Below are 23,235 nucleotides of genomic sequence, written 5' to 3' on the forward strand. Positions count from 1 at the left end.
TTACTGCAGCGCAGAGGTGAGTCGTGCGAGGTTGTCGAGAACCGTGGAGCGCAGCGGCTGTTGCATCCACTCGTCCAGCGTGAGCTCGCGGCTGAGCGACCGGTACTCGTCTTCGACCTCGCGCATCTCCGACACGAACTCCTCGCCTCGAACGAGCATCGACACCTCGAGATTGAGACCGAACGACCGCATGTCCATGTTGCTCGACCCGATCACCGCGACCTGATCGTCGATCGTGAGGCTCTTGGTGTGCAGGATGAACGGCTTGCGGTACATCCAGATCCGCACGCCCGCTCGCAGCAGCACCTCGTAGTAGCTGCGCTGGGCGTGGTAGACCATCGCCTGGTCGCCCTCCTCGGAGACGAACAGCTCGACCTCGACGCCGCGGTCGACCGCCGCGGTCACCGCGAGCAGCAACGCCTCGTCCGGTACGAAGTACGGGCTCACGATCATGATCTTCTGCTTGGCCGCGTACAGCAGACCGAGGAAGAGCCGCAGGTTGTTCTCGACCTCGAACCCGGGGCCGGACGGCACCACCTGACAGTCGAGGTCGCCGGAACCGGCCTCGGCGTGTGAGATGTCGATCTCCTGCAGCACCTCGTCGGTCTCGCTGTACCAGTCGCTGAGGAAGATCGCGTTCACGCTCAGCACGACCGGACCGTCGATGCGGACCATGAGGTCGACCCAGTGCAGCCCGCGCTTGATGTTCTTGGGGAGGTTGTACGTCGAGTCCGTGACGTTCTGCGAGCCGAGGAAGGCGACCTTGCCGTCGACGACGAGGAGCTTGCGGTGGTTGCGCAGGTCGGGCCGCTGCATACGCCCCTTGAAGGGCTGCACCGGCAGCATCAGGTGCCAGTCGGCGCCCATGCGGTTGAGCCGGGCGATCGTCGCCTTGTACCGCGGCTTCCACCTGTTGGCCCAGTGATCGAGCAGCACGCGCACGTGCACACCCCGCTCGGCGACCTCCTCCAGGGCCCGGAAGAAGTTGTCGGTCGAGGCGTCGGATTGCAGGATGTAGAACTCGACGTGCACGTAGTCGTCCGCGGTGCGGATCGCGTCGGCCATGGCGTCGAGCGACTCCTGGTACCCGCCGATCAGGTGGGCGCCGTTGTCGCCGGAGATCGGGAGGGCGCCGAGTCGGTGATTCATCTCGACGAGCGGTGGGAACCAGCTCGGTGCGTCAGGACGCAGGGTGCCGAAGTGCAGGTGCTCGCTGGTCTCGGCGATGTACTCGTTGATCTGATCCTGCTTGCGGCGGCGCGCACGCGGCAGCCGCGGGTTCCCGATCAGGATGAAGAGGAAGACGCCCACGAACGGGATGAAGAACACCGCCAGCAGCCAGGCCATCGCAGCGGTCGGGCGGCGGTTGCGCGGGATGACGATGATCGCCGTGATGCGGATCGCCAGATCGAGCAGCAGGAGGAAGCCGGTGATCCACCAGCCCCAGCTCTCGGTCGTCATCGCTCCCTCTCGGCCCGCAGCGGGGATCGCGGGGAGCGGATGCTCGACCCGGTGTCTTCGCTACACAGTAGCCGATGGGTAGGACGCCGCTCAGGGGCGCGGGGGCAGTCCACGTGCGGCGCGCTCCTCGGCCTCGATGCGCGCATGCACCTTGCGCTCGGTGCGGTCGAAGCGGAGGATTCCGCGGAGCACGAAGAAGAACACGACGCTGACCCCGATCGTCGGGAGGATCGACCAGGCGACCGCGAGCCAGAAGTTCTCCATGCCTCCATGGTACGCGAGCCACTGCTCCTGCACATTCGCCGCTTCCCAGGGATCCGGCCCGGAGCCTGTGGAATCGCCCCGCAGCGGGCGTGCACTCGACCACACTCGGCGCATGACCACCGTGCTCCGCGCCTCCAGCTCCTCCGACTTCCTCCGCATCATCCCCTCCCTCGCCGGCTTCACCCCGCGCGAGAGCCTCGTCCTGCTGCCGTTCCACGCGACCAGGACGACGGGAGCGCTGCGGCTCGACCTCCCCCGCGACGAGGTCGAGCTCTCCGAGTACGCCGACACCGCCGTCGCACTGGTCGCGAGGGTGGAGCGGACGGATGCCGTGGCCCTCGTCGTCTACACGGATGACGAGGCGCAGTCCACCCGCGACGGCGTCGTGCTCCCGTTCGCGGTCGAGGTGGAGGTGGTGCTGGGGTGCGCGTCCGACGCCGGACTCCACATCGTCGACGCTCTGTGCGTGACTCCTTCGGGGTGGGCGAGCTACCTCGTGGACGAACCGGAGCTGGAGGAGTTCGACGACGCGCCCGCTCCCCGGGTGCGCGGGATCGGCGACGTGTCGGGCGATCAGTGGGCCGGCGCCGCCCTCCCCGACGCCGACTTCGCGGAGCGGGAGCGCGTCGGGCGCGCGCTGCTCCGGATCGCGGACGTGCTCGACCGCGGGGACGACGATCTGCCGACGGCGCGCGACGATCCGCAGACCCTGGCCGCCGTCCTTCTGCTCGACGACGTCCCGGTGTTCTTCGAGGCGGTGCTGGCGATGCGCGAGGAGCTTCCGACCTTCGCGACGGCGGCGCTGCTGTGGTGCCTCGACAGACCGCTGCTGCGCGACGTCGCCCTCACGCAGTGGGCCACCGACATCCTCGGCGGCGTCCGCACGCTCGACGCCCAGCTGGGCTTCGCCGAGAACCGCACGGCGGTGCCGGACGACCTCGGCGAGGTGTTCCTCGGCCGCGGGCCCCGCCCGGACCCCGATCGGCTGGAGCAGGCGCTCGCCGTCGTCCGGGCTGCGGCCGCCCGTGCACCCCGCGCGTCACGACCCGGTCCGCTCACGGCAGCGGCTTGGCTGTCGTGGGCGCTCGGCCGGTCCAGCCATGCCGGTCGCTACCTCGACATGGTCGGCGAGATCGATCCCGAGTACGGGCTCGCGCAGCTCCTCGCGACCATGATCGGCGCGGCGGTGCTGCCCGAGTGGGCGTTCCGCCGCGGTGAGACGGCGGCCTGAGTGCGCGCTCTACTTGACGAGCGGGAACAGGATCGTCTCACGGATGCCGAGGCCCGTGATCGCCATGAGCAGACGGTCGATGCCCATGCCCATCCCGCCGGACGGCGGCATGCCGTGCTCGAGCGCGCGCAGGAACTCCTCGTCCACCGGCATGGCCTCGACGTCACCGCGGGCCGCGAGCTTCGCCTGCTCGACGAAGCGCTCCCGCTGGATGACGGGATCGACGAGCTCGGAATATCCCGTCGCGAGCTCGAAGCCGCGGATGTAGAGATCCCACTTCTCGACGACGCCCTCGATCGAACGGTGCTCGCGCACGAGGGGCGACGTGTCGACGGGGAAGTCCATCACGAAGGTCGGGCGCACGAGGCCGGGCTTCACGAAGTGCTCCCACAGCTCCTCGACGAGCTTGCCGTGCGTGGCCTGCGCGGGCAGGTCGACGCAGTTCTCCTCGGCGAAGGCGATGAGGTCGTCGACCGAGTCCTGCGGAGTCACGATGCGACCCGAGGCCGCCGAGAGCGAGTCGTACATCGAGATGCGGTCCCACTCGCCGCCGAGGTCGTACTCGGTGCCGTCGGCCCACGTCACGGTGGTCGAGCCGGCCACGGCGATCGCCGCCTGCTGCACCAGCTCCTGCGTCAGCTCGGCCATCTGCCGGTAGTCGCCGTACGCCTGGTACGCCTCGAGCATCGCGAACTCCGGGCTGTGCGTGGAGTCGGCGCCCTCGTTGCGGAAGTTGCGGTTGATCTCGAAGACCCGCTCGATGCCGCCGACCACGGCACGCTTGAGGTAGAGCTCCGGAGCGATCCGGAGGTAGAGCTCGGTGTCGAACGCGTTCGAGTGCGTGACGAACGGGCGGGCGGAGGCACCGCCGTGCTGCACCTGCAGCATGGGCGTCTCGACCTCGAGGTAGTCGTGCCCGGCGAACGTCGCCCGCAGGCTGGCGTTGACTGCAGCGCGGGCGCGCACGGTGGTCCTGGCCTGCTCGCGCACGATCAGGTCGAGGTAGCGGCTGCGAACGCGGCCCTCTTCGCTCAGCTCGGCGTAGGCGTTCGGCAGCGGGAGGATCGCCTTCGACGCGATCGCCCATCCGTCGGCCATGATCGACAGCTCGCCGCGGCGGCTCGAGATGACCTCGCCGTGCACGAAGACGTGGTCGCCCAGGTCGACGTACTCCTTCCAGTCGGCGAGCGACTCCTCGCCGACGTTCGCGAGCGAGATCATCGCCTGGATGCGCGAGCCGTCGCCGGCCTGCAGCGTCGCGAAGCACAGCTTCCCCGTGTTGCGGCTGAACACCACGCGGCCGGCGACTCCCGCCAGCACACCGGTCTCGGCTCCCGCCTCGAGGTCGCCGTACTCGGCGCGCAGCGCCGGGATCGTGTGCGTCACGGGCACGCCGACCGGGAACGCCCCGCCCCCGGCATCCGCACGCTTCGCGATCAGTCGCTCGCGCTTGGCGAGGCGCACGGCCTTCTGCTCGTGCGCGTCCTCATCGGTGGCGTCGGTGGTCTGCTCGGGCGCGGCGGACGCGTCAGTCATTCGGGGCTCCTCGGAAAGTCAGCTCCAGTCTACCGAGGCGGGCGGAGCGCTCCGGAGCCGCCAGATCCCGGCATCGGGAAGCGAGCGTGGGTAGCCTCGAAGCATGGCAGCCATCCGCTACGCTCCCGCTCTCGCCGCGATCGCGTTGGGCGGCACGGTCGCTCTCGCCCCGGCATCCGCTGTATCGGCGGCCGTTCCGACGCACTCGTCACACGCCGTGTCCGCGGCGGTCGGTGCCGACGTCGACGACTTCTCGTACGCCTCGTGGGACGCCCGCTACGAGGTCGGCCTGGACGCCGAGGGACGATCGCACATGCACGTCACGGAGACCTTGACCGCGCGCTTCCCCGACGCCGACCAGAACCGCGGCATCGTGCGGGGCCTGCCGACGAGCTACCGGAACGCCTGGGTGGACCCGCAGATCCTCTCCGTCACAGACGAGCAGGGCGCGAACGTGCCCTACGAGACCGACGAAGACGACGGCGTGCTGTACGTCCTCACGGGCGACGACGAGTACGTGCGGGGTCTCACGACCTACGTCATCGAATACGAGATGCGCGACATCATGCTCACCGCGGACAACGGCGTCGACGAGTTCTACTGGGACCTCCTCCCTCTCGACAGCACCCAGCCGATCGAGTCGTTCCAGACCGAGATCGTCTTCGACCGCACTCTGACCGACCGTCTCACCGGGAACGCGCGGTGCTACACCGGCCTCTCCGGTTCCACAGACGAGTGCCCGATCCTCTCCGGAGCGGATGCGTCGTCCTTCCGCGTCGAGCAGGACTCCCTCGCTCCGGGCGAAGGCGTCACCGTCGCGATCGGATTCGAGCCGGGAACCGTGACGCAGCCCACGGCCCGTCAGCCGGATCCGGTCACCGACGTCGTTCCCGCGGTCGTCGGAGTCGGCGCGCTGGGGCTCTCGGTCGGCAGCTGGTTCGCCGTCTCGTCCTTCCGCCGCTCCCGACGGCGCGCCACGGGGATCGTCGTGGCGCAGTACGACGTCCCCGACTCCCTGCCGCCCCTGCTGGCCGCGGCGATCATCCCGGGCGCGAAGGATGCGATCCCCGCCGAGATCGTGCACCTCGCGGTCCGCGGCACGCTGCGCATCGAGGAAGGGGCGGATGCCGAGGAGCCCCGCCTGCGCCGGCTGCCCGGCTCGCGCATCCCCGACCAGCTCGACGTCGAGGCACTCGACGCCCTGTTCGCCGAGGCCGACTCCGAGGGCGTGGCCGACCTGCCCTCGTCGAGCGAGACCTTCGCCGCACGCATGACCGCCCTCACGCAGCGGGGCACGGCGGAAGCCGCCGCCCGAGGGCTGACGACGAAGGCGCGGAGTCAAGGAGCCGTGATCCTGCAGTGGATCGCCATCGCGCTGGTGCTCGCCGGGTTCGGCATCGGACTGTTCGGGATCATCGCGGGCAGGGTCACCGCGATCCCCGCGTTCGTGGCCGTGTCGTTCGGCATCGTGCTCGTCCTCATCTCGAGCTTCTACGCCTTCTCGAAGCACACCGTGCTCACGCCGGAAGGAGCGCGTGAGCTCGAGTACCTGCAGGGCGTCCGGGAGTTCATCCGCGTCGCCGAAGCCGACCGTCTGCGGATGCTGCAGTCGTACTCGGGTGCCGAGCGTCGACAGGACGGCGGCGCCGATGTGATCGTCGTGTACGAACGACTGCTCCCGTACGCGATGCTGTTCGGCATGGAGGACGAGTGGGGCGCGGTTCTCGAGAACGCGTACGCCTCGGCTCAGCGCGGGGCAGGGTGGATCGGCGACCCGACGTCTCCGTTCCTGCGCTCGCAGCTCGCCGCCTTCGCCGTCACCTCGCAGGCGGCTGCCACGTACTCGGCCCCGAGCGCGAGCACCTCGTCGAGCGCCGGCGGATCGTTCGGCGGCGGGTTCTCCGGCGGCGGCGGAGGCGGAGGATTCTCGGGCGGTCGCTGACCGCGTGCCGCGAGGGTCAGAGCAGCGGCGGCGGCCCGGAGGCGTCGCGCAGCGCACGCTCGACGGTCGACTGCACGAGCGCCGACAGGAACCCTCCGGCGTTCTCGACCCCGATCGCGCTGAGACGCGAGGTCGACTGCGCGATGATCGAGCGCGAGAACTCGGTGGCCGTCTGAATGGCATCCGCGTACGCGCTCCGGTCGGCCTCCGCGATCACCACCGGCTCGCAGCCGATCTCGACCGCGAGCGCCTGCGCGATCGGCAGCACCGCCGGCGGGGCGGTCACCGCCGCATAGCCGGCCTGGAGCTGACGCAGATCGATGGACGTGCCCGTGAACGTGATGGCCGGATGCACGGCCAGCGGGATCGCTCCCCGCTCGGCAGCCGGCCGGAGCACCTCGATCCCGTACCCGGGGTCGGTGTGCAGCACGAGCTGCCCGATCTGCCATCCGCCGACCTCGGCGATGCCGGCGACGAGCGACGGCAGCTGATCGTGCGGGACGGCCACCACCACGAGCTCGCTGCGCCGGACGACCTCGAGGGCATCGAGCACGGGCACATCGGGGAGCACCGCCGACGCCCGATCGTCGTCCGATCCGCTCGTGATCCCGGTGACCGCGTGACCGGCGCCCGCGAGAGCCGCCCCGATCACCGGACCGACGCGTCCCGCGCCGATGACACCGACGCCGAGTCGTCCGTCGCGGTTCGCGGGATCACTCACCGTTCGACGCCGGGGGCGCAGGAGGCACGGGCGGTGCCGGCGGCGGCGCGACCGGCGGCACCGGAGGCTGCCCCACAGGCGGCGGCGCGACCGGAGGCACCGGAGGCTGACCCACCGGCGGCGGCGCGACCGGAGGCACCGGAGGCTGGGTCACCGGCGGCGGCGCGACCGGAGGCACCGGAGGCTGCCCCACAGGCGGCGTCATCTCGGCCGCCGTGCGACGGGGTCCGTCGAGATCCGCCACGGCTGCGGCATCCGCTGCGTCGTAGGCGCCCCAGCGGTGGGTGTGGTCCATAGCCGCCGCAGCCGCCGCAGCCGTGCTCACGCCGTCGATGAGGAACAGCGCGTCCGGCATCTCCAGCGCCGAGATGTACCCGGTGATGATGCCCTGCACCGAGTGGATCTGCGCACCGGAGACGCGCTGCGCACGATCGATGGGACCCTGCGACAGCGAGACGCCCTGCAGGCGGGCGAGAGGGAAGATCGCGAGCTTGCGCCAGATGACCCCGCGACGCAGCAGCAGACCGAAGTCGGTGAGGAAGTAGCCCTGCCGCTTCCACGAGATCGGGCGACGCCACCACGCGCGACGGGGCATGGTGCGGTACGGGTCGCCCTCGACCGGACCGAGGATGCCGTGCTCCCAGACGAGCGGGATGTCGGAGACCGGCGCATCGGGCAGCACCAGCGAGAGCACGCGCTCGACATCGGCGCGCTTGCCCACCGGGAGCACGACGTTGAACTGCTGCGCACTGCCCGACTGCTGCTGCGCCGCGCTCTTGCCGCTCATGCGGTTGATGCGGATCGTCCACCAGCCGAACGGACGCCACAGGAGGGACTGCGACACCTCGACCGCGAAGATCCGTCCAGGGGGAAGCGTCTCGGTGACGGTCGTCAGCAGACCGTAGGTGATGCGGACGCCGTCGGGGGTCGGTGCGATCGAGTACCGCAGCGACTTAGAGATCTGCGCCCAGGTGATACCGACCACGGCGATCACGAGCGGGATCCCCATGCCGAGCCCGAGACCGAGCCCGATGAAGCTGCCGAGCGGCTCGCCGTCGAGCAGCGAACCGATCAGGATGCCACCGAAGGCGACGAGGAAGATCAGTCCGAAGAACACGAGCCAGAGCACGCTCGAGATGAGTTGCGAGCCGACGAGCCGTCCGGTCGGGATCTTGACCACGCTCTCCGGTTCGACATCGGCCAGATCGACGCCGCCGATGAGACCGTTGACGCCCTCGTTCATCGAACCGACCAGTTGGGCGCGGGCCGAGGTCGGGGCCGAGCCCGCGGCATCCGCAGCCGTCCCCCGCGCACCCGGCGCACCGGCGACCGCCGACTGGCGGGCCGCGCGCGCCCCGGAGGCGAGGCGCAGGATGTCGGCGCGCACCGACTCCGCGCGCGCCGTGGCCAGGTATTCGAGCTCGACGTTGGAGTCGGTTCCCGCGCCGACGACCTCGAGCTTCGCGAGTCCGATGATGCGCGCGGGGAACGGACGCGTCAGGTTCACACCCTGCACGCGGTCGAGCGGCGCGCGACGGTGCGAGCGGAAGATGATGCCCTTGCGCACCTCGACGTGGTCGCCCGTGATGCGGAACTGCTGGAAGCGCCAGACGAACCAGAAGATCGCCACGAGCACGGCCGCGAGCCCCAGCACGCCGAGCAGGACGACGAGGATGAGGTTGTTGGCCAGCACCCATTCGACGGGGTCGCCCTGACCGTACTGGTCGTAGTGGGCCTCTTCGGGCGTGAACAGGTCGACGAACCAGGCGATCAGACGGTCGCGCAGGTTGGCGATCGCGATTCCGGCGACGATGATGAGCGCCAGCCCGCCTTTGAAGAGCGGGGTGAGCGGATGCATCCTGTGCCACTCGCCGTCCGCGAGCGTCGTGCGATCCCCCGACCGAGGCGGCGCCGGCACCGTGCCTGCGGCGGGCGGCGGGAGCTGCGGCTCGCTCACAGGCCGGTCCGGCGGGTCTCGGCGACCTCGATGAGCGTGTCGCGCAGCGCTTCGGCAGCGGCCTGCGTGAGCCCCGGGATCTGCACGCCGGTGGTCGCGGCCGCGGTCACCATCTTCAGCTGCGTCACCCCGAACGCCCGGTCGAGCGGGCCCTGCGTGATGTCGACGAGCTGCATGCGGCCGTAGGGCACCGCGATCATGCGCTGCCACAGGATGCCCTTGCGGAAGACGATGTCGTCGTCGCGCAGCATGTACCCGATCGCCTTCGCCTGGCGCGGGAGGATGATCAGCGTGATCAGCGTGATCAGCACGATCACGCCGGCCGGGATCCACGCCCACGTCTGGTGCAGCGCGAGCGCGAGCACCGCCGCCACGACAGCGACGATCGCGATGAAGATCACGTTCTGCACGATCTGCGACACGACGTACCGCGGCGAGATCTGGTGCCAGACGCCGTCGAGTTCGAGACGCGCCTCGCTGCGCACCGTGCGCAGCGCCGTGTAGGTGCCGGCGTCGAGGGCCGCGAGGTCAGTGACCTCCGCCGAGTTCAGCGGGGCCGGGGTCCCCGGCTCGGTCTCTGGGTTCTGAGTCATCAGGATCCTTCGGCAGTGTGCAGAACTGTTCGGCGACGAGTGCGGCGACCGCGAGCACGACCGCACTCCCGATCAGTGCCAGCATCGCCACAGTCGACCCTACCGGGGGATCAACGGGCCGCGACAGGAGGAACACGAGCAGCCCGGCACCGAAGCCGGCCATGATCGCCCCCAGCAGACTCGACGCCCGCGCGAGAGTCACGGCCCTCGTGGCGCGGAACGGGTCGATGCGGATTCCCTTGCGCACGCTCGCGCGCACCGGCCAGGCGACCGACAGCGCGGCCGCCGCGATCAGCAGGAGCAGCAGCGGGAGCAGGAGCGACGGCGTGAAGGTCGCGCGGCCCATCACCGTGAGCACGTGGTCGAGCAGGAATCCGGCGCCGGTCGCGAGCAGCGCGAGGACGACGAGGACGCCGATCGACGTGCGCTTCATCCCTGACCCCGGTCGCGGAGAGCGGCGGCGAGATCGGCCACGCGACCGTGCCCGATGAGCACCGCATCGGGGTCGAGGTCCAGCCACGGCTCGAGCACGAAGAGCCGCTCGGCGGCGCGCGGATGCGGCAGCCGCACCGCCTCGGCATCCGATGTCTCGTCGCCGTAGGCGATCAGGTCGAGGTCGAGCGTGCGATCGCCCCAGCGCTCGTGGCGCTCGCGTCCGTTCTCGTCTTCGATCGCATGCAGCATGCCGAGCAGCACGGATGGTGCGAGGCGCGTGGTCACGAGCGCGACCGCGTTCACGTAGGCGGGGGCCCCGGGATCCGGCCCGTCGAGCCGCACCGCGACGGTCTCGTGCAGCGGCGACAGCTGCACCTCCGAGACCAGGGGAAGGCGGGCGATGCGCGCAGCGGCGCCGCGGATGGTCTCCTCGCGATCGCCGAGGTTCGCACCGAACGCGACGACGGCGACGGTCTCGGGGCGCGGGGCGCGAGGACCTGGGAGATTCGGCGGGATCGTCAGATTGCGGCTCACGGCGAGACCTCCTCGGCGGGCTGCCGACGGACGCGATGCACGGTCACGGACACGTCGGTGAACGACAGCGGGATGGGAGCGTGCGGCTTGTGCACGGTGACGATCGCTTCGTGCACGCGCTGGTCGTCGAGCGCGACCCCGGCGATGCGCTCGGCGAGGGTCTCGATGAGGTTCACCGGTTCTCCGCCGACGACGGCGGCGATCCTCTCGGCCAGGTCGCCGTAGTGCACGGTGTCGGCGACGTCATCGGATGCCGCGGCGTCGCGCAACGGCATCCGGAGCCGCACGTCGACCGTGAACTCCTGTCCGTCGCGGCGCTCGTGGTCGTAGACGCCGTGGCGTCCGAACACCGTCAGTCCGGTGAGGGCGATCTCGTCGAGGACGCTCATGGCTCAGCCCTCCCAGGCGCGCGCGACGGCGAGGGCGTCGCGGGTGGCTCCGACGTGATGCACGCGCACGGCCCACGCTCCGGCGCGCATGGCGAGGGCGCTGGTGACGGCGGTGGCGAGGTCTCGCCGCTGCTCGCTCACCGAACCAGCCTCGTCGGGCTGCAGAGCCTCGGCGATGAATCGCTTGCGCGACGTCCCGACGAGCACACGGGGGCCCAGCGCGACGATCTCGTCGAGCCCGCGCAGCACCTCCCAGTTCTGCGCGCCCGCCTTCGCGAAGCCGATGCCGGGGTCGAGGATGATCCGCGACGGCGCGATGCCCGCAGCCGCCGCCTCGCCCATGCGCTCCTGCAATTCGCCGGCGACCTCGCGGGCGACGCGGTGGTAGTCGGCGCGTGCGTACATGTCGTCGGAGAAGCCTCGCCAGTGGCCGATGGCGTAGTCGGCTCCGGATGCCGCGACGACACCGCGCATCTCGGGGTCGGCCAGGCCGCCCGACACGTCGTTGACGATCCGCGCACCCGCCCGCACGGCGGCGTCGGCCGTGGCGGCGTTGATCGTGTCGATGCTCACCGGCACTCCCGCCTCGACGAGCCGCTCGACGACGGGGATCACCCGCTGCTGCTCGACCTCGGCGCCCACGCGGTCGGCGCCCGGTCTGGTCGACTCGCCGCCGACGTCGAGCACCGTGGCCCCCTCGGCGCGAAGGCGCAGACCGTGCTCGACCGCCCGATCCACCTCGAGGTAGCGTCCGCCGTCGCTGAACGAGTCCGGCGTCACGTTGACGATCCCCCAGATGCCCGTCATGCCCGCGACGCTCCGGTGGATGCGCCGATCAGGGCGATGAGCTCGGCACGGGCGACGGCGTCGGTGTACTCGCCGCGCGCCGCGATCGTGAGGGTCGACGCCTCCGGCTGTCGTCCGCCGCGCATCGTGACGCAGCCGTGGCTCGCGTCGAGCACGACCAGCACGCCGCGGGCGTCGAGGTTCTCGGCGATGACGTCGGCGATCTGCTCGCCGAGCCGCTCCTGAACCTGCGGACGCGTGGCGAGGATCTCGACGACGCGGACGAGAGCGCCGAGCCCGACGACCTGCTCGCCGGGAAGGTAGGCGATGTGGGCGTGCCCGGCGAAGGGCAGCAGGTGGTGCTCGCACACCGACCGGAAACGGATGTCGCGCAGCAGCACAGCGCCCGAGGGAAGCGTGTCGGGGGCCGGGCCGCGAGAGACGCTGATGGTGCGTGCGAGGGGTGCTGCGGCATCCTCGCCGACACCGGCGAAGAACTCCGAGTACAGCTCGGCCATGCGCGCGGGCGTCTGGCGGAGCCCCGGACGGTCGGGGTCCTCCCCGATCGCCTCGAGGAGCTCACGCGTGAGTCGCTCGATCCGCGTCCTGTCGACGCTCACGATCAGGCCGTCGCGGGACGCGGGTTGGTCGCGGTCGACGGGCCCTGCTGCGTGCGGGGCGCAGCGGACGGCTCCTCGACGGACGCGGCGACCGGCACGACCTTCTTCGGCACCTCGATGGGCGGCACGTCCGACACGGGACGATCCTCGCTCGACAGCCAGAGCGGACGCTCCGGCAGCTTGCGCACCTCGGTGAAGATCTCCGCGATCTGGTTGTGGTCGAGCGTCTCCTCCTCGAGCAGTGCGAGGGCGAGACGGTCGAGGATGTCGCGGTTGTCGCTGATGACCTGGTAGGCCTCGTCGTGGGCCTGCTCGATGAGGGCGCGCACCTCGGTGTCGACGCGCTCGGCCACCTTCTCGGAGTACTCGCGGCCGCGGCCCATGTCGCGGGCCACGAACATGTCGCCCCCCTCGGAGCCGAGCTTCACGGGACCGACCTCGGTGGTCATGCCGTACTCGATCACCATCTTGCGGGCGATCGACGTCGCCTTCTCGATGTCGTTCGAGGCGCCGGTCGTCGGGTCGTGGAAGACGATCTCCTCGGCCACTCGTCCGCCCATCGCGTAGGTGAGCTGGTCCTGCAGCTCGTTGCGGGTCACGGAGTACTTGTCGTCGAGCGGCAGCACCATCGTGTAGCCGAGCGCCTTGCCGCGGGGCAGGATCGTGATCTTGGTCACCGGGTCGGTGTAGTTCATCGCAGCCGCCGCGAGCGCGTGACCGCCCTCGTGGTACGCCGTGATGAGGCGCTCGCGGTCCTTCATGACGCGCGTGCGACGCTGCGGACCGGCGATGACGCGGTCGATCGCCTCGTCGAGCGCGCGGTTGTCGATGAGCTGGGCGTTCGAGCGCGCGGTGAGCAGCGCGGCCTCGTTGAGCACGTTGGCGAGGTCGGCACCGGTGAAGCCCGGGGTCTTGCGGGCGACGACCTCGAGGTCGACGCTCTTCGACAGCGGCTTGCCCTTGCTGTGCACCTCGAGGATCTTCTGACGGCCCTTGAGGTCGGGGGCGTCGACGCCGATCTGGCGGTCGAAGCGACCGGGACGCAGCAGAGCGGGGTCGAGGATGTCGGGACGGTTGGTCGCCGCGATCACGATCACGTTCGCGTTCGGGTCGAATCCGTCCATCTCGACGAGCATCTGGTTGAGCGTCTGCTCGCGCTCGTCGTTGCCGCCGCCCATGCCCGCACCGCGGTGGCGGCCGACGGCGTCGATCTCGTCGATGAAGATGATGGCCGGCGCGTTCTCCTTGGCCTGGTTGAACAGGTCGCGGACGCGCGAGGCGCCGACGCCGACGAACATCTCGACGAAGTCCGATCCGGAGATCGAGTAGAACGGAGCGCCTGCCTCACCGGCGACGGCACGTGCGAGCAAAGTCTTGCCGGTTCCGGGAGGGCCGTACAGCAGCACGCCCTTGGGGATGCGGGCGCCGATCGCCTGGAACTTCGCGGGGTCCTGGAGGAACTCCTTGATCTCGTGCAGCTCCTCGATCGCCTCGTCGGCACCGGCCACGTCGGCGAACGTCACGGTCGGCGTCTCCTTGTTGACGAGCTTCGCCTTCGACTTGCCGAACTGCATGACCTTGCCGCCGCCGCCCTGCATCGACGAGAGCAGCCACCAGAAGAGGAGGCCGAGCAGCACGAGCGGAAGGAGAAGCGAGAGGATGCCGTCGAACCACGTCGCACGCGGCACGCTGTCGTTGAAGCCGTCCTTCGGGTCGGCGGCGTTGATCGCGGTGACGACCTCGTCGGCGCGCGCCTCGACGTAGTAGAACTGGACCTTCTCGGAGCCCTCGAACGCCTTCGACAGCGTCATGTCGACGCGCTGGTCGCCGTCGGTGGTGACGACCTCGGTCACGGTGTCGCCGGCGAGCAGCTTCAGACCCTGCTGGGTGGTGATCTGGTGGGGAGCGCCGAGGTTCGAGATCAGCAGGAAGCCGCCGAACAGCAGCAGCCCGATCAGGGCGACGTAGATCAGCGGGTTCCGCGTGAGCTTCTTGACATCCATGGTCGGATCAGCGTATCGCGCGGGCCCTAGGTGACCGCTGTGCGTTCACCCACGGCGTACCGCCGGCTCAGGAGTACACGTGCGGCGCGAGCACCGCGACGTCGCGCAGGTTCCGGTAGCGCTCGTCGTAGTCGAGCCCGTACCCGACGACGAAGTCGGTGGGGATGTCGAAGCCGACGTACTTGCAGTCGATCTCGACCTTGGCGGCCTCCGGCTTGCGCAGCAGAGCGAGCACCTCGATCGACGCGGCCCCGCGCGACCCGAAGTTCTCGAGCAGCCAGCTCAGCGTGAGGCCGGAATCGATGATGTCCTCGACGATGAGCACGTGCTTGCCGTTGAGGTCGGTGTCGAGGTCTTTGCGGATCTGCACCACGCCGCTCGACTTCGTGCTCGCGCCGTAGCTCGACACGGCCATCCAGTCCATCGGGGCGTGGAACGGGAGCGCCCTGGCGAAGTCGGCCATCACCATCACGGCGCCCTTGAGCACTCCGACGAGGATGAGGTCCTTGCCCGCGTAGTCGTGCGTCACCTGTGCGGCGAGCTCGTCCAGCTTCGCGACGATCTCCTCCTCGGTGACGAGGATCTGTGCAAGGTCGTCCTGGATCTCCGCGGCGCGCATGGATCGATTTTAGGCGACGAAGTCGGATGCTCGGTCCGGCGGGCCCGTCCACCCCCTCCCCCATGTCGGGCGCGCGCACTACCCTGGGCGGTGACACGGGCGACCGCCCCTCACGGAAGGAATCCTCATGGCTCTCGACGACATCCTGAAGCAGGTCCCGATCGACGACGTCGCCGCCAAGCTCGGCGTCTCGCACGACGAGGCCAAGGCCGCCGTCGAGCAGGGTGGCGCGGTGCTGCTCAGCGGGCTCGCGAAGAACGCCTCCACCTCGGAGGGCTCGTCCGCGATCGAGAACGCGCTGAAGCGCCACGAGGGGACGACCGGTGCGAAGAAGGTCGACGACATCGACCAGAACGACGGCGGGAAGATCGTGTCGCACATCCTCGGCGCGGACGAGAAGAAGGTCACGACGAAGCTGAACGAGTCGAAGGAGACGGCGGGCATCGACTTCGGCAAGCTGCTGCCGATCCTCGCGCCGATCGTCATGGGGCTCATCGCGAACGCGACGAAGAGCAAGGACTCGACGGCCGGCGGTCAGGCGCAGTCGGGTGGCGGCGGTCTCGGCGATGTGATCGGCGGACTGCTCGGCGGCGGCGACTCCAAGTCGAGCGGCGGCATCGGCGACCTGCTCGGCGGCGTCCTCGGCGGGCTCTTCGGCAAGAAGTAGCCCGCGGCGAGGCGCCTCAGCGTGCCGTGAACACGATCCTTCCGCCGATGCGCCGCGCAGAGCATCCGGGCAGATCGATCGGCCCCTGACCTGCCCAGTCCGTCGCGAGGCGCGCGACCTCGAGCGTCTGCACGCGGGTCAGGCTGGCGCCGAACTCGCTGTCGACCACGAGGCGGATGATGCGGTTGCGCAGCGCGGCGGGATTCGCCGCGAGCGCGGCGGCGCTGACCGAGATGCCGGCCTCGGCGTGTTCGACGATGTCCTCGATCGTCTCGTGGATCATCTCGTCGAACGCCTCGGCGTCTTCGCGCAGCTGCTCGGCGGTGCGGGCCAGCGCTTCAGCGACGCCCGGTCCGAGCTCGGCTTCGAGGACGGGCAGCGCCCGATCCCGTACGCGCACGCGGGCGAAGCGCGGATCGGCGTTGTGCGGATCGTCCCACACCTCGACGCCGGATGCCGCGCAGAACGCCCTCGTCGTCTCGCGGCGCACGCTCAGCAACGGCCTGATCCAGCGGAGTCCGTCGTCGTCGGTGCGCACCGGCGCCATGCCCTGCAGGCTCGCCGCGCCCGATCCCCTGGCCAGTCCGAGCAGCACGGTCTCCGCCTGGTCGTCGAGCGTGTGCCCGAGCAGCACGGCCGCGGCACCGGCGTCCGCGGCCCCATCCGCGAGGACGCGGTAGCGGGCGTCACGCGCCGCGGCTTCCGGCCCGCCCTCCGCCCCGACCTCGACCCGCACGACGAGGGCGCCGAGCCCGAGCGCGCCCGCTGTCTCCGCTGCGCGGCGGGCGACAGCATCCGACCCGTCCTGGAGTCCGTGGTCGACGGTGAGAGTTCCTGCCCGCAGGCCGAGCTTCGGCGCTTCGAACGCGGTCGCCGCAGCGAGCGCGAGCGAGTCGGCGCCGCCGGACAGGGCGACGACGACCGTCGATCCCTCGGGCAGATCGGCGAGCGCGGTGCGCACGGCCAGGCGGATCTCGGCGATGGCGGGTGGGAGCGACGGCACGGTTCCACGGTAGATCACGGCGCCAGCCTCTCGCGCGGCGGCGACGGTGCGCTCTAGTCTGGCGCCGTGGCTGACGACTCTTCGAGGTTCCGACCCGAGCGCTTCACGGCGTTCGTCGACGCGGTCGTGGCGATCGCGATGACGCTGCTGATCCTGCCGCTCATGGAGGCCGTCTCGGACGCGGCGTCCGGCAAGCTCACGACCGCCGAGTTCTTCTCCGAGCACTCGGGGCAGCTCCTCAGCTTCGCGCTGAGCTTCGTGCTCATCGCGACGTTCTGGATCGGCCACCACAACCAGTACCGCGCCGTGGAGTGGATGACCGGTCCCCTGCTGTGGATCAACATCGCGTGGATGGTGACGATCGTGTGGCTGCCGGTGCCGACCGCGATGATCGGCCAGATGTCCACCGACGCGCTGCAGACCCTCGTGTACATCGGCACGCTGATCCTCACGCAGGTGACGACCCTCGCCGCCTGGATCTACCTGCAGAGGCATCCGGGCCTCACGACAGCGTCGCCGTCGACGCTGCGGGCCGGTGTCATCGGCGACCTGTCGGCGATCATCCTCTTCGCGATCGCCCTCGCGATCGCCCTGCTCCTGCCCGACCACAGCTACGCCGGACTGTTCCTCCTGCTCGCCACCGGGCTGGTGACCCGGGTGATCGATCGCGGTGTCCGGCGGCGGGATGCCGCTCGCGGGTAGGCTGGTCCGCGGCATCCACCCGTCTTTACTGAGGAGCACACGCATGGGCGCACACGACGCCGTCATCGAGATCCCGCGCGGCAGCCGCGTCAAGTACGAAGTCGACCACGAGACCGGACGAGTGCACCTCGACCGCGTGCTCTACACGACCTTCGGCTACCCCGCCGACTACGGCTACTTCGACAACACGCTCGGCGAGGACGGCGACCCGCTCGACGTGCTCGTGCTCCTCGACCACGCCATCTACCCGGGTGTCGTCGTGGAGGTGCGTCCCGTGGCCGTGCTGAAGATGAGCGACGAGGCCGGCGGCGACGACAAGCTCGTGGCCGTGCTGTCGAAGGACCCGCGCTGGGCGCACATCCAGGACATCGACGACATCGCCGAGTACACGAAGAAGGAGATCGCGCACTTCTTCGAGCACTACAAGGACCTCGAGCCCAACAAGTGGGTCAAGGTCGACGAGTGGGGCAATGCCGCCGAGGCGCAGCGCATCCTCGACGAGGCGATCGTCCGTTTCGGCGAGCAGGGCCACTGACCCGTCACACCGCATCACGCAGAAGACCCCCGGTTCCGCTCAGCGGCCGGGGGTCTTCTGCGTGTGCGTCGACGACTCAGACGGAGATGCCGCGGTCGGCCATGAAGGCGATCGGGTTCGTGTACGCCCCGCCGATGTAGACCTCGAAGTGCAGGTGGCAGCCGACGGACGCGCCCGTGTTGCCGGCGTAGGCGATGACCTGCCCCGAACTCACCCACTGGCCGCTGCGCACGGCGAACCCGCCGTTGCGGATGTGCGCGTATCCCGTGGCGATCCCACCTCCGTGCTGGATGCGGATGTAGTTGCCGTAGTTGCCCTTGGGGCCGGCGTAGTCGACCGTGCCCGACTGGGCGGCGTAGATCGCGGCGCCGCAGCCGTTCGCGAGGTCGACGCCGTAGTGGTACGCGGAGCACGCGTCGCACGGCTTGGGACGAGGGCCGTATCCTGCGCTGCGGTGGCCGCCCTGCGGACGGACCCATCCGCCCGACCCCGGCGATCCTCCCGTGCCTCCGCCGCCGCCGTTCGCTGCGGCCGCCGCTGCTGCTGCGGCCTCAGCCGCCTCGCGGCGCTTGCGCTCCTCCTCGGCGACCCGGACGCCCTCCTGGTAGCCGGCCACGGTTGTTGCGGTCTGATCCTTGAGCGCGGCGAGCTGCGCCTGCATCGTGGCGAGGTTGGCCGTCTGCTCGTCGAGGGCGGCTTGAGCGGCCGCGGCTGCTTCTTGGGCGGCGATCATCTTCTGCTCGGCGATCTGCTGCAGACGATCGCGCTCGTCGCGGGCCACCTTGGCCTGGTCACTCAGCGACTGGGCCGAGTTCCGGGCGGCGACGGCGTTGTCGTACATCGTCTGGTTGTACTGATAGACCTTGTCCATCGACCCGAGTCGGGACAGCAGGTCGTCGGCGTCGTCCGCCGATTCGGAGAAGAACAGCTGCAGGGCGGTGTCGTCTCCGCCGTTGCGGTACAGCTGCCCCGCGAGCTGAGCGGCCTTGCGCGTGGCCTCGTCGGCGGCGAGCGCCTGTGCGTCGGCCTGCGCCTGCAGCGCCTCCGCCGCAGCGATCGCGTCGAAGTACGCCTGCTGCGCCGTGTCGAACTCGGCACCGGCCAGCTCCGCGGCGGCCTGCGTGTCAGCGACCTTCTGCGTGAGGGACTGGATCAGTCCCTCGATGCGGGTCACCTCGGCGGCCTTCGCGTTCTGGTTGCTCATCGCACGCTGCACGTCGTCCCAGCTGGGGTACGTCGCGGCGTAGGCGGCGGATGTCGTCGCGCCGATGCCGAAAGCGCTGAGGGCGACGACGCCGAGAGCGCCGAGACCCAATCCGAGCGCGCCGCGTCGGCTGACGGAATCCTTCGACCAGAGGGCGCGACTCTCGGCCGACGTGGGCGCGCAGCCGCAATCGTCGGACGCCAAAAGGCCCGCATCCTGGGGGAGATGCTTGTCGTTCACGCGGCCCCTTCCGCCGGTTTCACAGATGCCACACTAACAACAACCGTCACACCAGCAACAGAGGCAGATCGGGGCGAGGGCGCAGCTCAGCGCCTCCCATCGTGCTACCGAACACGCCCGGGACGTGGGCGGCGCGCCCTCGATTGGCAATTTCCCGGATCGATCCCTTATGCTTGAGCGTCGGCAAGGAAGTCCCCCGGGACAGACTTCGGCCCCATCGTTTAGCGGCCTAGGACGCCGCCCTTTCACGGCGGTAGCACGGGTTCGAATCCCGTTGGGGTCACTCCATCCGATACAATTGAAAACAAGTATGGCCCTGTAGCGCAGTTGGTTAGCGTGCCGCCCTGTCACGGCGGAGGTCGCGGGTTCAAGTCCCGTCAGGGTCGCTCTGTGCGATTGGTCCTTTTCTCGGAGAGGGCCTTTCGTCTAGATGCGACAGGTTCGCCGGTCGCACGGCTCTGTAGCTCAGTTGGTAGAGCGCACGACTGAAAATCGTGAGGTCACGGGATCGACGCCCGTCGGAGCCACAAGGACCATCATTACAGTGGTCCCAGAAACCCTCGCCTAGCTTCTACATGGCGGGGGTTTTGCTTTGCCCAGGCTAGGGCGGCGATGGTCCTCAGCGCCGCCCTCGGCGAGTGAGCAGTGCCGCCGCCGCGACGATGCCGGTGCCCGCGAGGGCGGCGCGCAGCGGCCCGGAGCGCCACCCTCCCGTCGACGGACTGGCTGCCGACGGCGGGGAGAAGACCGTTCCCGCAGAGTCCTCCGGGAGGCTGCCGTGAAGTTGGATGTGCCGCATCTGCCAGGAAGAGGCTGCGTCGAACACCCGCGGCGCAAAGTCGTGCACGAGCAGGGAGGCGGTCTGGACGCGTCCCACGAACGCGTTGTGCCGACGGCGGCTCGACGCGCGTTCGATCGCCCGCGCGACGCGCGTCGGCGACACCGCAGGCGGCAGCGGCCTCACCTTCCGCCCCGTGTAGTTCGCCGCGTGTCGGAAGACAGGTGTGTCGGTCGTCGCCGGAAGCACGACCCTCACGCGGATCCCGGAGCCACGCAGCTCCTGCCGCAGGCACTCGGCGAATCCCAGGACCGCGAACTTGCCCGTGACATAGGGCGAGATGGCGGGTGACCCCATCCGCGAGTACAACGACGCGACCAGGACGAGGGTTCCCTTCCGCTGACGCCGAAGGTGCGGCAGGGCCGCCCTCACGCCGTGCACCTGACCCATGAGGTTGGTCTCGAGCACCTGTCGGAACACGTCGGAGGGCAGATCCTCGAACCGTCCGTACGCGAAGACGCTCGCGTTGCCGACCCACACATCGATGCGGCCGAACGCGGCGACCGCGTGCGCCGCGAGCTCTTTCACCGCTGCCTCATCCGTCACATCCGTCGGCACCACCCGCGCGTCAGCACCCAGCTCGCGACACTCCGCGGCGACGGTCTCGAGGGCGCTCGCACTGCGCGATGCCAGCACGAGGCGAGCTCCTCTGCGGGCGAAGCGCCGAGCCGTCTCGCGGCCGATCCCGCTCGAGGCGCCGGTGATCACCACCACCTGTCGCGAATCTCCGCGCCGTCGCTTGTCGATCTTCCGTCCGTCTCGCATGCGGCGAGAGTAGGCGGCGCTCGGGAGCCCGCCCCGCCCCTTGACAGATCGGCCGGCGCTGCCGTCAGCTCGGCGCGAGGTCCGGCGCCGCTTGGATGCCGAACTCGTGCTGCAGCGCCGAGCGCGCGGCGAACCATCCCGGCAGACCCGTGACGCCGGGCCCCGGGGCAGTAGACGCGGAGGCGAGATACACACCGGGGAGCGGTGTCCGCCAGGGCTCTGCGCTGACGGTGGGCCGGGCGAGCAGCTGCCAGAGGTTCGGGGCGCCCGCGGCGATGTCGCCGCCCGGGTAGTTGGGGTTGTGCCGCTCGACCTCGACCGCGCTGCGCGAGTGCGTCGCGAGAATCGTGTCCCGGAACCCGGGCGCGAAGCGCTCGATCTGCGCCGTCACCGCCTCTCGACGGTCAGCCCCGCTGTGTGCGGGGACGTGCGTGTAGGCCCAGAGCGTGTGCTGCCCTTCCGGCGCTCTGGACCCGTCGAACACGGAAGGCTGCGAGACCAGCACGTACGGGCGCTCTGGCAACCGTCCACGGTTCACCTCGTTCTCGGCGGCCGCCACCTCTGCGCGCGTACCGCCGATGTGCACGGTGCCGGCTCGTGCGAGTTGCGGATGCCGCCAAGGCACCGGTCCGCTCAGCGCGAAGTCGACCTTGGCCACGCCGCCGCCGTAGCGGAAGCGCTGCAGGGCCCGACGATAGCGGGTCGGAAGCCGGTGGCCGGCCAGATCGAGGAACGCTCGCGGTGTGATGTCGAGGAGGGTCACCGCCGCGGCGGGGAGATCGGCGAGATCGGTGACGTCGCGGTCGAGTATGACCTCGCCGCCGTGGGCTCGCAGGTCGTCGAGCAGTGCCGTGACGATGGACTGACTGCCCCCGACGGGGATCGGCCAGCCCTGCGCGTGCGCGTACGTCGTGAGCGCGAGCCCGGCACCCGCTCCTGCGATGCTGGGCTGAGCGAGGATCGTGTGCGCCGCCACCCCGGTGAGCAGGGCAGGGGCGACGTCTCCGCGGAATCTGCGATTCCACGCCAGAGTCCCCTGCTCGAGGGAGCGGAGTCCGAAGGCAAGCGGAATGCGCAGGCGATCGGGCATCCGCAGCAGGGGCGAGCCGGTGAACCCGGCCACCTCGCCCGCGTGCTCGACGAGCGGACGCAGCAGCCGGTCGTAGGCCCTGCCGTCGATGCCCAGTTCGTCGCGCGTGCGATCGAGGTCGCGATACGCGATGCCGGCCCGTCCTCCGTCGAGAGGCTGCGCGAAGGAGATCTCCGGCGTGACGAACGGAATTCGGTCGCGCAACCCGAACTCCCGGAAGAACCGCGATTCGAATGCCATCGGATGCACCGCGGAGCACACGTCGTGGTGGAACCCAGGGAGCGTCAGCTGCCGGGTGGCCGCTCCCCCGCCCGGCTGGTCGGCGCGCTCGTACACCCGTACGCGCAGTCCAGCGCGTGCGAGCGTCACGGCTCCTGCGAGACCGTTCGGCCCCGCACCGACGACCACCGCGGCATCCATCCTTCGATGATCCCCGCACCGGCGGCCGGAGGTACGGGGATCGACGCCCGTCGGAGCCACAAGGACCATCATTACAGTGGTCCCAGAAACCCTCGCCTAGCTTCTACATGGCGGGGGTTTTGCTTTGCCCAGGTGGAACGGCCCGACGTCATCCTCCAGACGGATGCCGATACCTCCCCCGTGCGATGACGCCGCCTGCTGCACGCAGCGAGGCTGGATGCATGAACGCACGAACGGCCCTCGCCGCCCCCGCCCTGATCGTCGCAGGGCTGCTGGCTCTCACCGGATGCTCCGCGTACGACAGCCTCGTCCACAAGTACGCGACGTCCACCTTCGACGACGCGAACGCCTTCGAGAAGGATGCCGAGGTGGACGCTCCGTGGATTCCCGCCGATGCGACCGACATCACCGTGCGGACCTCCACCCTCGAGGATGCCGCCGACGCCGTCATCCTGCTCACGAGCGACTCCTCGCTCGCCGGCGACTGCGGCGAGGTCGATCGGCGCTCGGCTCCCTCCTGGGTGCTGGACGACGCCCCCGATCCGTACGAGGCGGGAAGTGTGTTCGTCTGCGGCGACTGGAGTGTGATCGAGGGCGACGGCGTGTGGTTCGGGTGGACCCCGAACTCCCCCGAGGAGCGCGAGGCCGCCAGCGCAGGGTGAGCCAGCAGCACCCGAGCA

The 23,235-nt window shown here is 70.0% G+C and carries 23 protein-coding genes and 3 tRNA genes; 9 read left to right on the forward strand and 17 right to left on the reverse strand.

What is annotated here, in order from left to right; translation table 11 throughout:
* Together cls and MRBLWO14_RS06215 are read right to left on the reverse strand one after the other, a co-directional pair.
* The gene (gene cls, locus MRBLWO14_RS06210; RefSeq protein ID WP_341935588.1) at positions 1 to 1,461 is read right to left on the reverse strand and encodes a cardiolipin synthase; all 1,461 of its coding nucleotides are present in this window, start codon (positions 1,459 to 1,461) and stop codon (positions 1 to 3) included.
* 90 nt (positions 1,462 to 1,551) lie between these two features.
* Entirely contained in the window at positions 1,552 to 1,725 is a 174-nt protein-coding gene (locus MRBLWO14_RS06215; RefSeq protein ID WP_179297466.1) for a hypothetical protein, read from the reverse strand.
* 112 nt (positions 1,726 to 1,837) lie between these two features.
* On the opposite strand from MRBLWO14_RS06215, the gene MRBLWO14_RS06220 reads away from it, so the two are divergent.
* Positions 1,838 to 2,956: a DUF4192 family protein gene (locus tag MRBLWO14_RS06220; RefSeq protein WP_341935589.1), complete on the forward strand. Its 1,119-nt coding sequence runs from the start codon at positions 1,838 to 1,840 to the stop codon at positions 2,954 to 2,956.
* Positions 2,957 to 2,965: 9 nt separating this feature from the next.
* Here MRBLWO14_RS06220 and lysS read toward each other — a convergent pair whose 3' ends face one another.
* Complete coding sequence (lysS, locus tag MRBLWO14_RS06225) at positions 2,966 to 4,492, reverse strand: lysine--tRNA ligase (RefSeq protein WP_341935590.1); 1,527 nt, start codon at positions 4,490 to 4,492, stop codon at positions 2,966 to 2,968.
* Positions 4,493 to 4,595: 103 nt separating this feature from the next.
* On the opposite strand from lysS, the gene MRBLWO14_RS06230 reads away from it, so the two are divergent.
* Positions 4,596 to 6,434, forward strand: a complete 1,839-nt coding sequence (locus MRBLWO14_RS06230) for a DUF2207 domain-containing protein (protein ID WP_341935591.1) — start codon at positions 4,596 to 4,598, stop codon at positions 6,432 to 6,434.
* A 16-nt stretch (positions 6,435 to 6,450) separates the two neighbouring features.
* Here MRBLWO14_RS06230 and MRBLWO14_RS06235 read toward each other — a convergent pair whose 3' ends face one another.
* The 10 genes from MRBLWO14_RS06235 to hpt form a co-directional block, all read right to left on the reverse strand.
* Positions 6,451 to 7,155: a DUF2520 domain-containing protein gene (locus MRBLWO14_RS06235; protein ID WP_341935592.1), complete on the reverse strand. Its 705-nt coding sequence runs from the start codon at positions 7,153 to 7,155 to the stop codon at positions 6,451 to 6,453.
* Positions 7,148 to 9,112 (reverse strand): PH domain-containing protein, encoded by a 1,965-nt coding sequence (locus MRBLWO14_RS06240; RefSeq protein WP_341935593.1) that lies wholly within the window; start codon positions 9,110 to 9,112, stop codon positions 7,148 to 7,150. Before MRBLWO14_RS06240 ends, MRBLWO14_RS06235 begins: the two co-directional genes overlap by 8 nt.
* Positions 9,109 to 9,705: a PH domain-containing protein gene (locus MRBLWO14_RS06245; protein WP_341935594.1), complete on the reverse strand. Its 597-nt coding sequence runs from the start codon at positions 9,703 to 9,705 to the stop codon at positions 9,109 to 9,111. Before MRBLWO14_RS06245 ends, MRBLWO14_RS06240 begins: the two co-directional genes overlap by 4 nt.
* A complete protein-coding gene (locus MRBLWO14_RS06250; protein ID WP_341935595.1) occupies positions 9,641 to 10,138 on the reverse strand; it encodes a DUF3180 domain-containing protein in 498 nt (165 codons plus the stop codon). Before MRBLWO14_RS06250 ends, MRBLWO14_RS06245 begins: the two co-directional genes overlap by 65 nt.
* Positions 10,135 to 10,674 carry a 2-amino-4-hydroxy-6-hydroxymethyldihydropteridine diphosphokinase gene (folK, locus tag MRBLWO14_RS06255; RefSeq protein ID WP_341935596.1) on the reverse strand — a complete coding sequence of 180 codons (540 nt, stop codon included), beginning with the start codon at positions 10,672 to 10,674 and terminating at the stop codon, positions 10,135 to 10,137. Before folK ends, MRBLWO14_RS06250 begins: the two co-directional genes overlap by 4 nt.
* Positions 10,671 to 11,063, reverse strand: a complete 393-nt coding sequence (gene folB, locus MRBLWO14_RS06260) for a dihydroneopterin aldolase (RefSeq protein ID WP_341935597.1) — start codon at positions 11,061 to 11,063, stop codon at positions 10,671 to 10,673. Before folB ends, folK begins: the two co-directional genes overlap by 4 nt.
* 3 nt (positions 11,064 to 11,066) lie before the next feature.
* Positions 11,067 to 11,870 (reverse strand): dihydropteroate synthase, encoded by an 804-nt coding sequence (gene folP, locus MRBLWO14_RS06265; RefSeq protein WP_341935598.1) that lies wholly within the window; start codon positions 11,868 to 11,870, stop codon positions 11,067 to 11,069.
* On the reverse strand, positions 11,867 to 12,469 hold the full coding sequence (gene folE / locus MRBLWO14_RS06270; RefSeq protein WP_341935599.1) for a GTP cyclohydrolase I: 603 nt from the start codon (positions 12,467 to 12,469) through the stop codon (positions 11,867 to 11,869). The genes folP and folE overlap by 4 nt, the downstream gene beginning before the upstream one ends.
* A gap of 2 nt (positions 12,470 to 12,471) precedes the next feature.
* Positions 12,472 to 14,472 (reverse strand): ATP-dependent zinc metalloprotease FtsH, encoded by a 2,001-nt coding sequence (gene ftsH, locus MRBLWO14_RS06275; RefSeq protein ID WP_341935600.1) that lies wholly within the window; start codon positions 14,470 to 14,472, stop codon positions 12,472 to 12,474.
* A 67-nt stretch (positions 14,473 to 14,539) separates the two neighbouring features.
* Positions 14,540 to 15,091, reverse strand: a complete 552-nt coding sequence (hpt, locus tag MRBLWO14_RS06280) for a hypoxanthine phosphoribosyltransferase (RefSeq protein WP_341935601.1) — start codon at positions 15,089 to 15,091, stop codon at positions 14,540 to 14,542.
* A 127-nt stretch (positions 15,092 to 15,218) separates the two neighbouring features.
* On the opposite strand from hpt, the gene MRBLWO14_RS06285 reads away from it, so the two are divergent.
* Positions 15,219 to 15,758: a DUF937 domain-containing protein gene (locus MRBLWO14_RS06285; protein ID WP_341935602.1), complete on the forward strand. Its 540-nt coding sequence runs from the start codon at positions 15,219 to 15,221 to the stop codon at positions 15,756 to 15,758.
* A 16-nt stretch (positions 15,759 to 15,774) separates the two neighbouring features.
* On the opposite strand, the gene tilS is transcribed toward MRBLWO14_RS06285, so the two are convergent.
* Complete coding sequence (tilS, locus tag MRBLWO14_RS06290; RefSeq protein ID WP_341935603.1) at positions 15,775 to 16,761, reverse strand: tRNA lysidine(34) synthetase TilS; 987 nt, start codon at positions 16,759 to 16,761, stop codon at positions 15,775 to 15,777.
* A 66-nt stretch (positions 16,762 to 16,827) separates the two neighbouring features.
* On the opposite strand from tilS, the gene MRBLWO14_RS06295 reads away from it, so the two are divergent.
* Positions 16,828 to 17,463, forward strand: a complete 636-nt coding sequence (locus MRBLWO14_RS06295) for a TMEM175 family protein (protein WP_341935604.1) — start codon at positions 16,828 to 16,830, stop codon at positions 17,461 to 17,463.
* A gap of 43 nt (positions 17,464 to 17,506) precedes the next feature.
* The gene (locus MRBLWO14_RS06300) at positions 17,507 to 17,998 is read left to right on the forward strand and encodes an inorganic diphosphatase (RefSeq protein WP_017204665.1); all 492 of its coding nucleotides are present in this window, start codon (positions 17,507 to 17,509) and stop codon (positions 17,996 to 17,998) included.
* A gap of 76 nt (positions 17,999 to 18,074) precedes the next feature.
* On the opposite strand, the gene MRBLWO14_RS06305 is transcribed toward MRBLWO14_RS06300, so the two are convergent.
* The gene (locus tag MRBLWO14_RS06305; RefSeq protein WP_341935605.1) at positions 18,075 to 19,442 is read right to left on the reverse strand and encodes a M23 family metallopeptidase; all 1,368 of its coding nucleotides are present in this window, start codon (positions 19,440 to 19,442) and stop codon (positions 18,075 to 18,077) included.
* A 210-nt stretch (positions 19,443 to 19,652) separates the two neighbouring features.
* Here MRBLWO14_RS06305 and MRBLWO14_RS06310 point away from each other — a divergent pair.
* The 3 genes from MRBLWO14_RS06310 (at position 19,653) to MRBLWO14_RS06320 (ending at position 19,969) form a co-directional block, all read left to right on the forward strand.
* Positions 19,653 to 19,725: transfer RNA gene (locus MRBLWO14_RS06310), tRNA-Glu, on the forward strand.
* 29 nt (positions 19,726 to 19,754) lie between these two features.
* A tRNA-Asp gene (locus tag MRBLWO14_RS06315) sits at positions 19,755 to 19,828 on the forward strand.
* Between the two features lie 68 nt (positions 19,829 to 19,896).
* Positions 19,897 to 19,969 (forward strand) — tRNA-Phe (locus tag MRBLWO14_RS06320).
* Between the two features lie 92 nt (positions 19,970 to 20,061).
* Here MRBLWO14_RS06320 and MRBLWO14_RS06325 read toward each other — a convergent pair.
* Both MRBLWO14_RS06325 and MRBLWO14_RS06330 read right to left on the reverse strand, forming a co-directional pair.
* Entirely contained in the window at positions 20,062 to 21,045 is a 984-nt protein-coding gene (locus MRBLWO14_RS06325; RefSeq protein WP_341935606.1) for an SDR family oxidoreductase, read from the reverse strand.
* A 64-nt stretch (positions 21,046 to 21,109) separates the two neighbouring features.
* The gene (locus tag MRBLWO14_RS06330; protein WP_341935607.1) at positions 21,110 to 22,555 is read right to left on the reverse strand and encodes an NAD(P)/FAD-dependent oxidoreductase; all 1,446 of its coding nucleotides are present in this window, start codon (positions 22,553 to 22,555) and stop codon (positions 21,110 to 21,112) included.
* Positions 22,556 to 22,776: 221 nt separating this feature from the next.
* On the opposite strand from MRBLWO14_RS06330, the gene MRBLWO14_RS06335 reads away from it, so the two are divergent.
* The gene (locus MRBLWO14_RS06335; protein WP_341935608.1) at positions 22,777 to 23,217 is read left to right on the forward strand and encodes a hypothetical protein; all 441 of its coding nucleotides are present in this window, start codon (positions 22,777 to 22,779) and stop codon (positions 23,215 to 23,217) included.
* Positions 23,218 to 23,235: the final 18 nt, after the last annotated feature.

Origin of the sequence: Microbacterium sp. LWO14-1.2, assembly GCF_038397715.1 — a bacterium.
Classification (GTDB): Bacteria; Actinomycetota; Actinomycetes; order Actinomycetales; family Microbacteriaceae; genus Microbacterium.

What these genes read in the sequence shown, in the direction of transcription:
- cls (WP_341935588.1), bottom strand. Translation starts at nt 1,461, where the DNA reads ATGACGACCGAGAGCTGGGGCTGGTGGATCACCGGCTTCCTCCTGCTG.
- MRBLWO14_RS06215 (WP_179297466.1), bottom strand. Translation starts at nt 1,725, where the DNA reads ATGGAGAACTTCTGGCTCGCGGTCGCCTGGTCGATCCTCCCGACGATC.
- MRBLWO14_RS06220 (WP_341935589.1), top strand. Translation starts at nt 1,838, where the DNA reads ATGACCACCGTGCTCCGCGCCTCCAGCTCCTCCGACTTCCTCCGCATC.
- lysS (WP_341935590.1), bottom strand. Translation starts at nt 4,492, where the DNA reads ATGACTGACGCGTCCGCCGCGCCCGAGCAGACCACCGACGCCACCGAT.
- MRBLWO14_RS06230 (WP_341935591.1), top strand. Translation starts at nt 4,596, where the DNA reads ATGGCAGCCATCCGCTACGCTCCCGCTCTCGCCGCGATCGCGTTGGGC.
- MRBLWO14_RS06245 (WP_341935594.1), bottom strand. Translation starts at nt 9,705, where the DNA reads ATGACTCAGAACCCAGAGACCGAGCCGGGGACCCCGGCCCCGCTGAAC.
- MRBLWO14_RS06250 (WP_341935595.1), bottom strand. Translation starts at nt 10,138, where the DNA reads ATGAAGCGCACGTCGATCGGCGTCCTCGTCGTCCTCGCGCTGCTCGCG.
- folB (WP_341935597.1), bottom strand. Translation starts at nt 11,063, where the DNA reads ATGAGCGTCCTCGACGAGATCGCCCTCACCGGACTGACGGTGTTCGGA.
- folP (WP_341935598.1), bottom strand. Translation starts at nt 11,870, where the DNA reads ATGACGGGCATCTGGGGGATCGTCAACGTGACGCCGGACTCGTTCAGC.
- ftsH (WP_341935600.1), bottom strand. Translation starts at nt 14,472, where the DNA reads ATGGATGTCAAGAAGCTCACGCGGAACCCGCTGATCTACGTCGCCCTG.
- hpt (WP_341935601.1), bottom strand. Translation starts at nt 15,091, where the DNA reads ATGCGCGCCGCGGAGATCCAGGACGACCTTGCACAGATCCTCGTCACC.
- MRBLWO14_RS06285 (WP_341935602.1), top strand. Translation starts at nt 15,219, where the DNA reads ATGGCTCTCGACGACATCCTGAAGCAGGTCCCGATCGACGACGTCGCC.
- MRBLWO14_RS06300 (WP_017204665.1), top strand. Translation starts at nt 17,507, where the DNA reads ATGGGCGCACACGACGCCGTCATCGAGATCCCGCGCGGCAGCCGCGTC.
- MRBLWO14_RS06325 (WP_341935606.1), bottom strand. Translation starts at nt 21,045, where the DNA reads ATGCGAGACGGACGGAAGATCGACAAGCGACGGCGCGGAGATTCGCGA.
- MRBLWO14_RS06330 (WP_341935607.1), bottom strand. Translation starts at nt 22,555, where the DNA reads ATGGATGCCGCGGTGGTCGTCGGTGCGGGGCCGAACGGTCTCGCAGGA.
- MRBLWO14_RS06335 (WP_341935608.1), top strand. Translation starts at nt 22,777, where the DNA reads ATGAACGCACGAACGGCCCTCGCCGCCCCCGCCCTGATCGTCGCAGGG.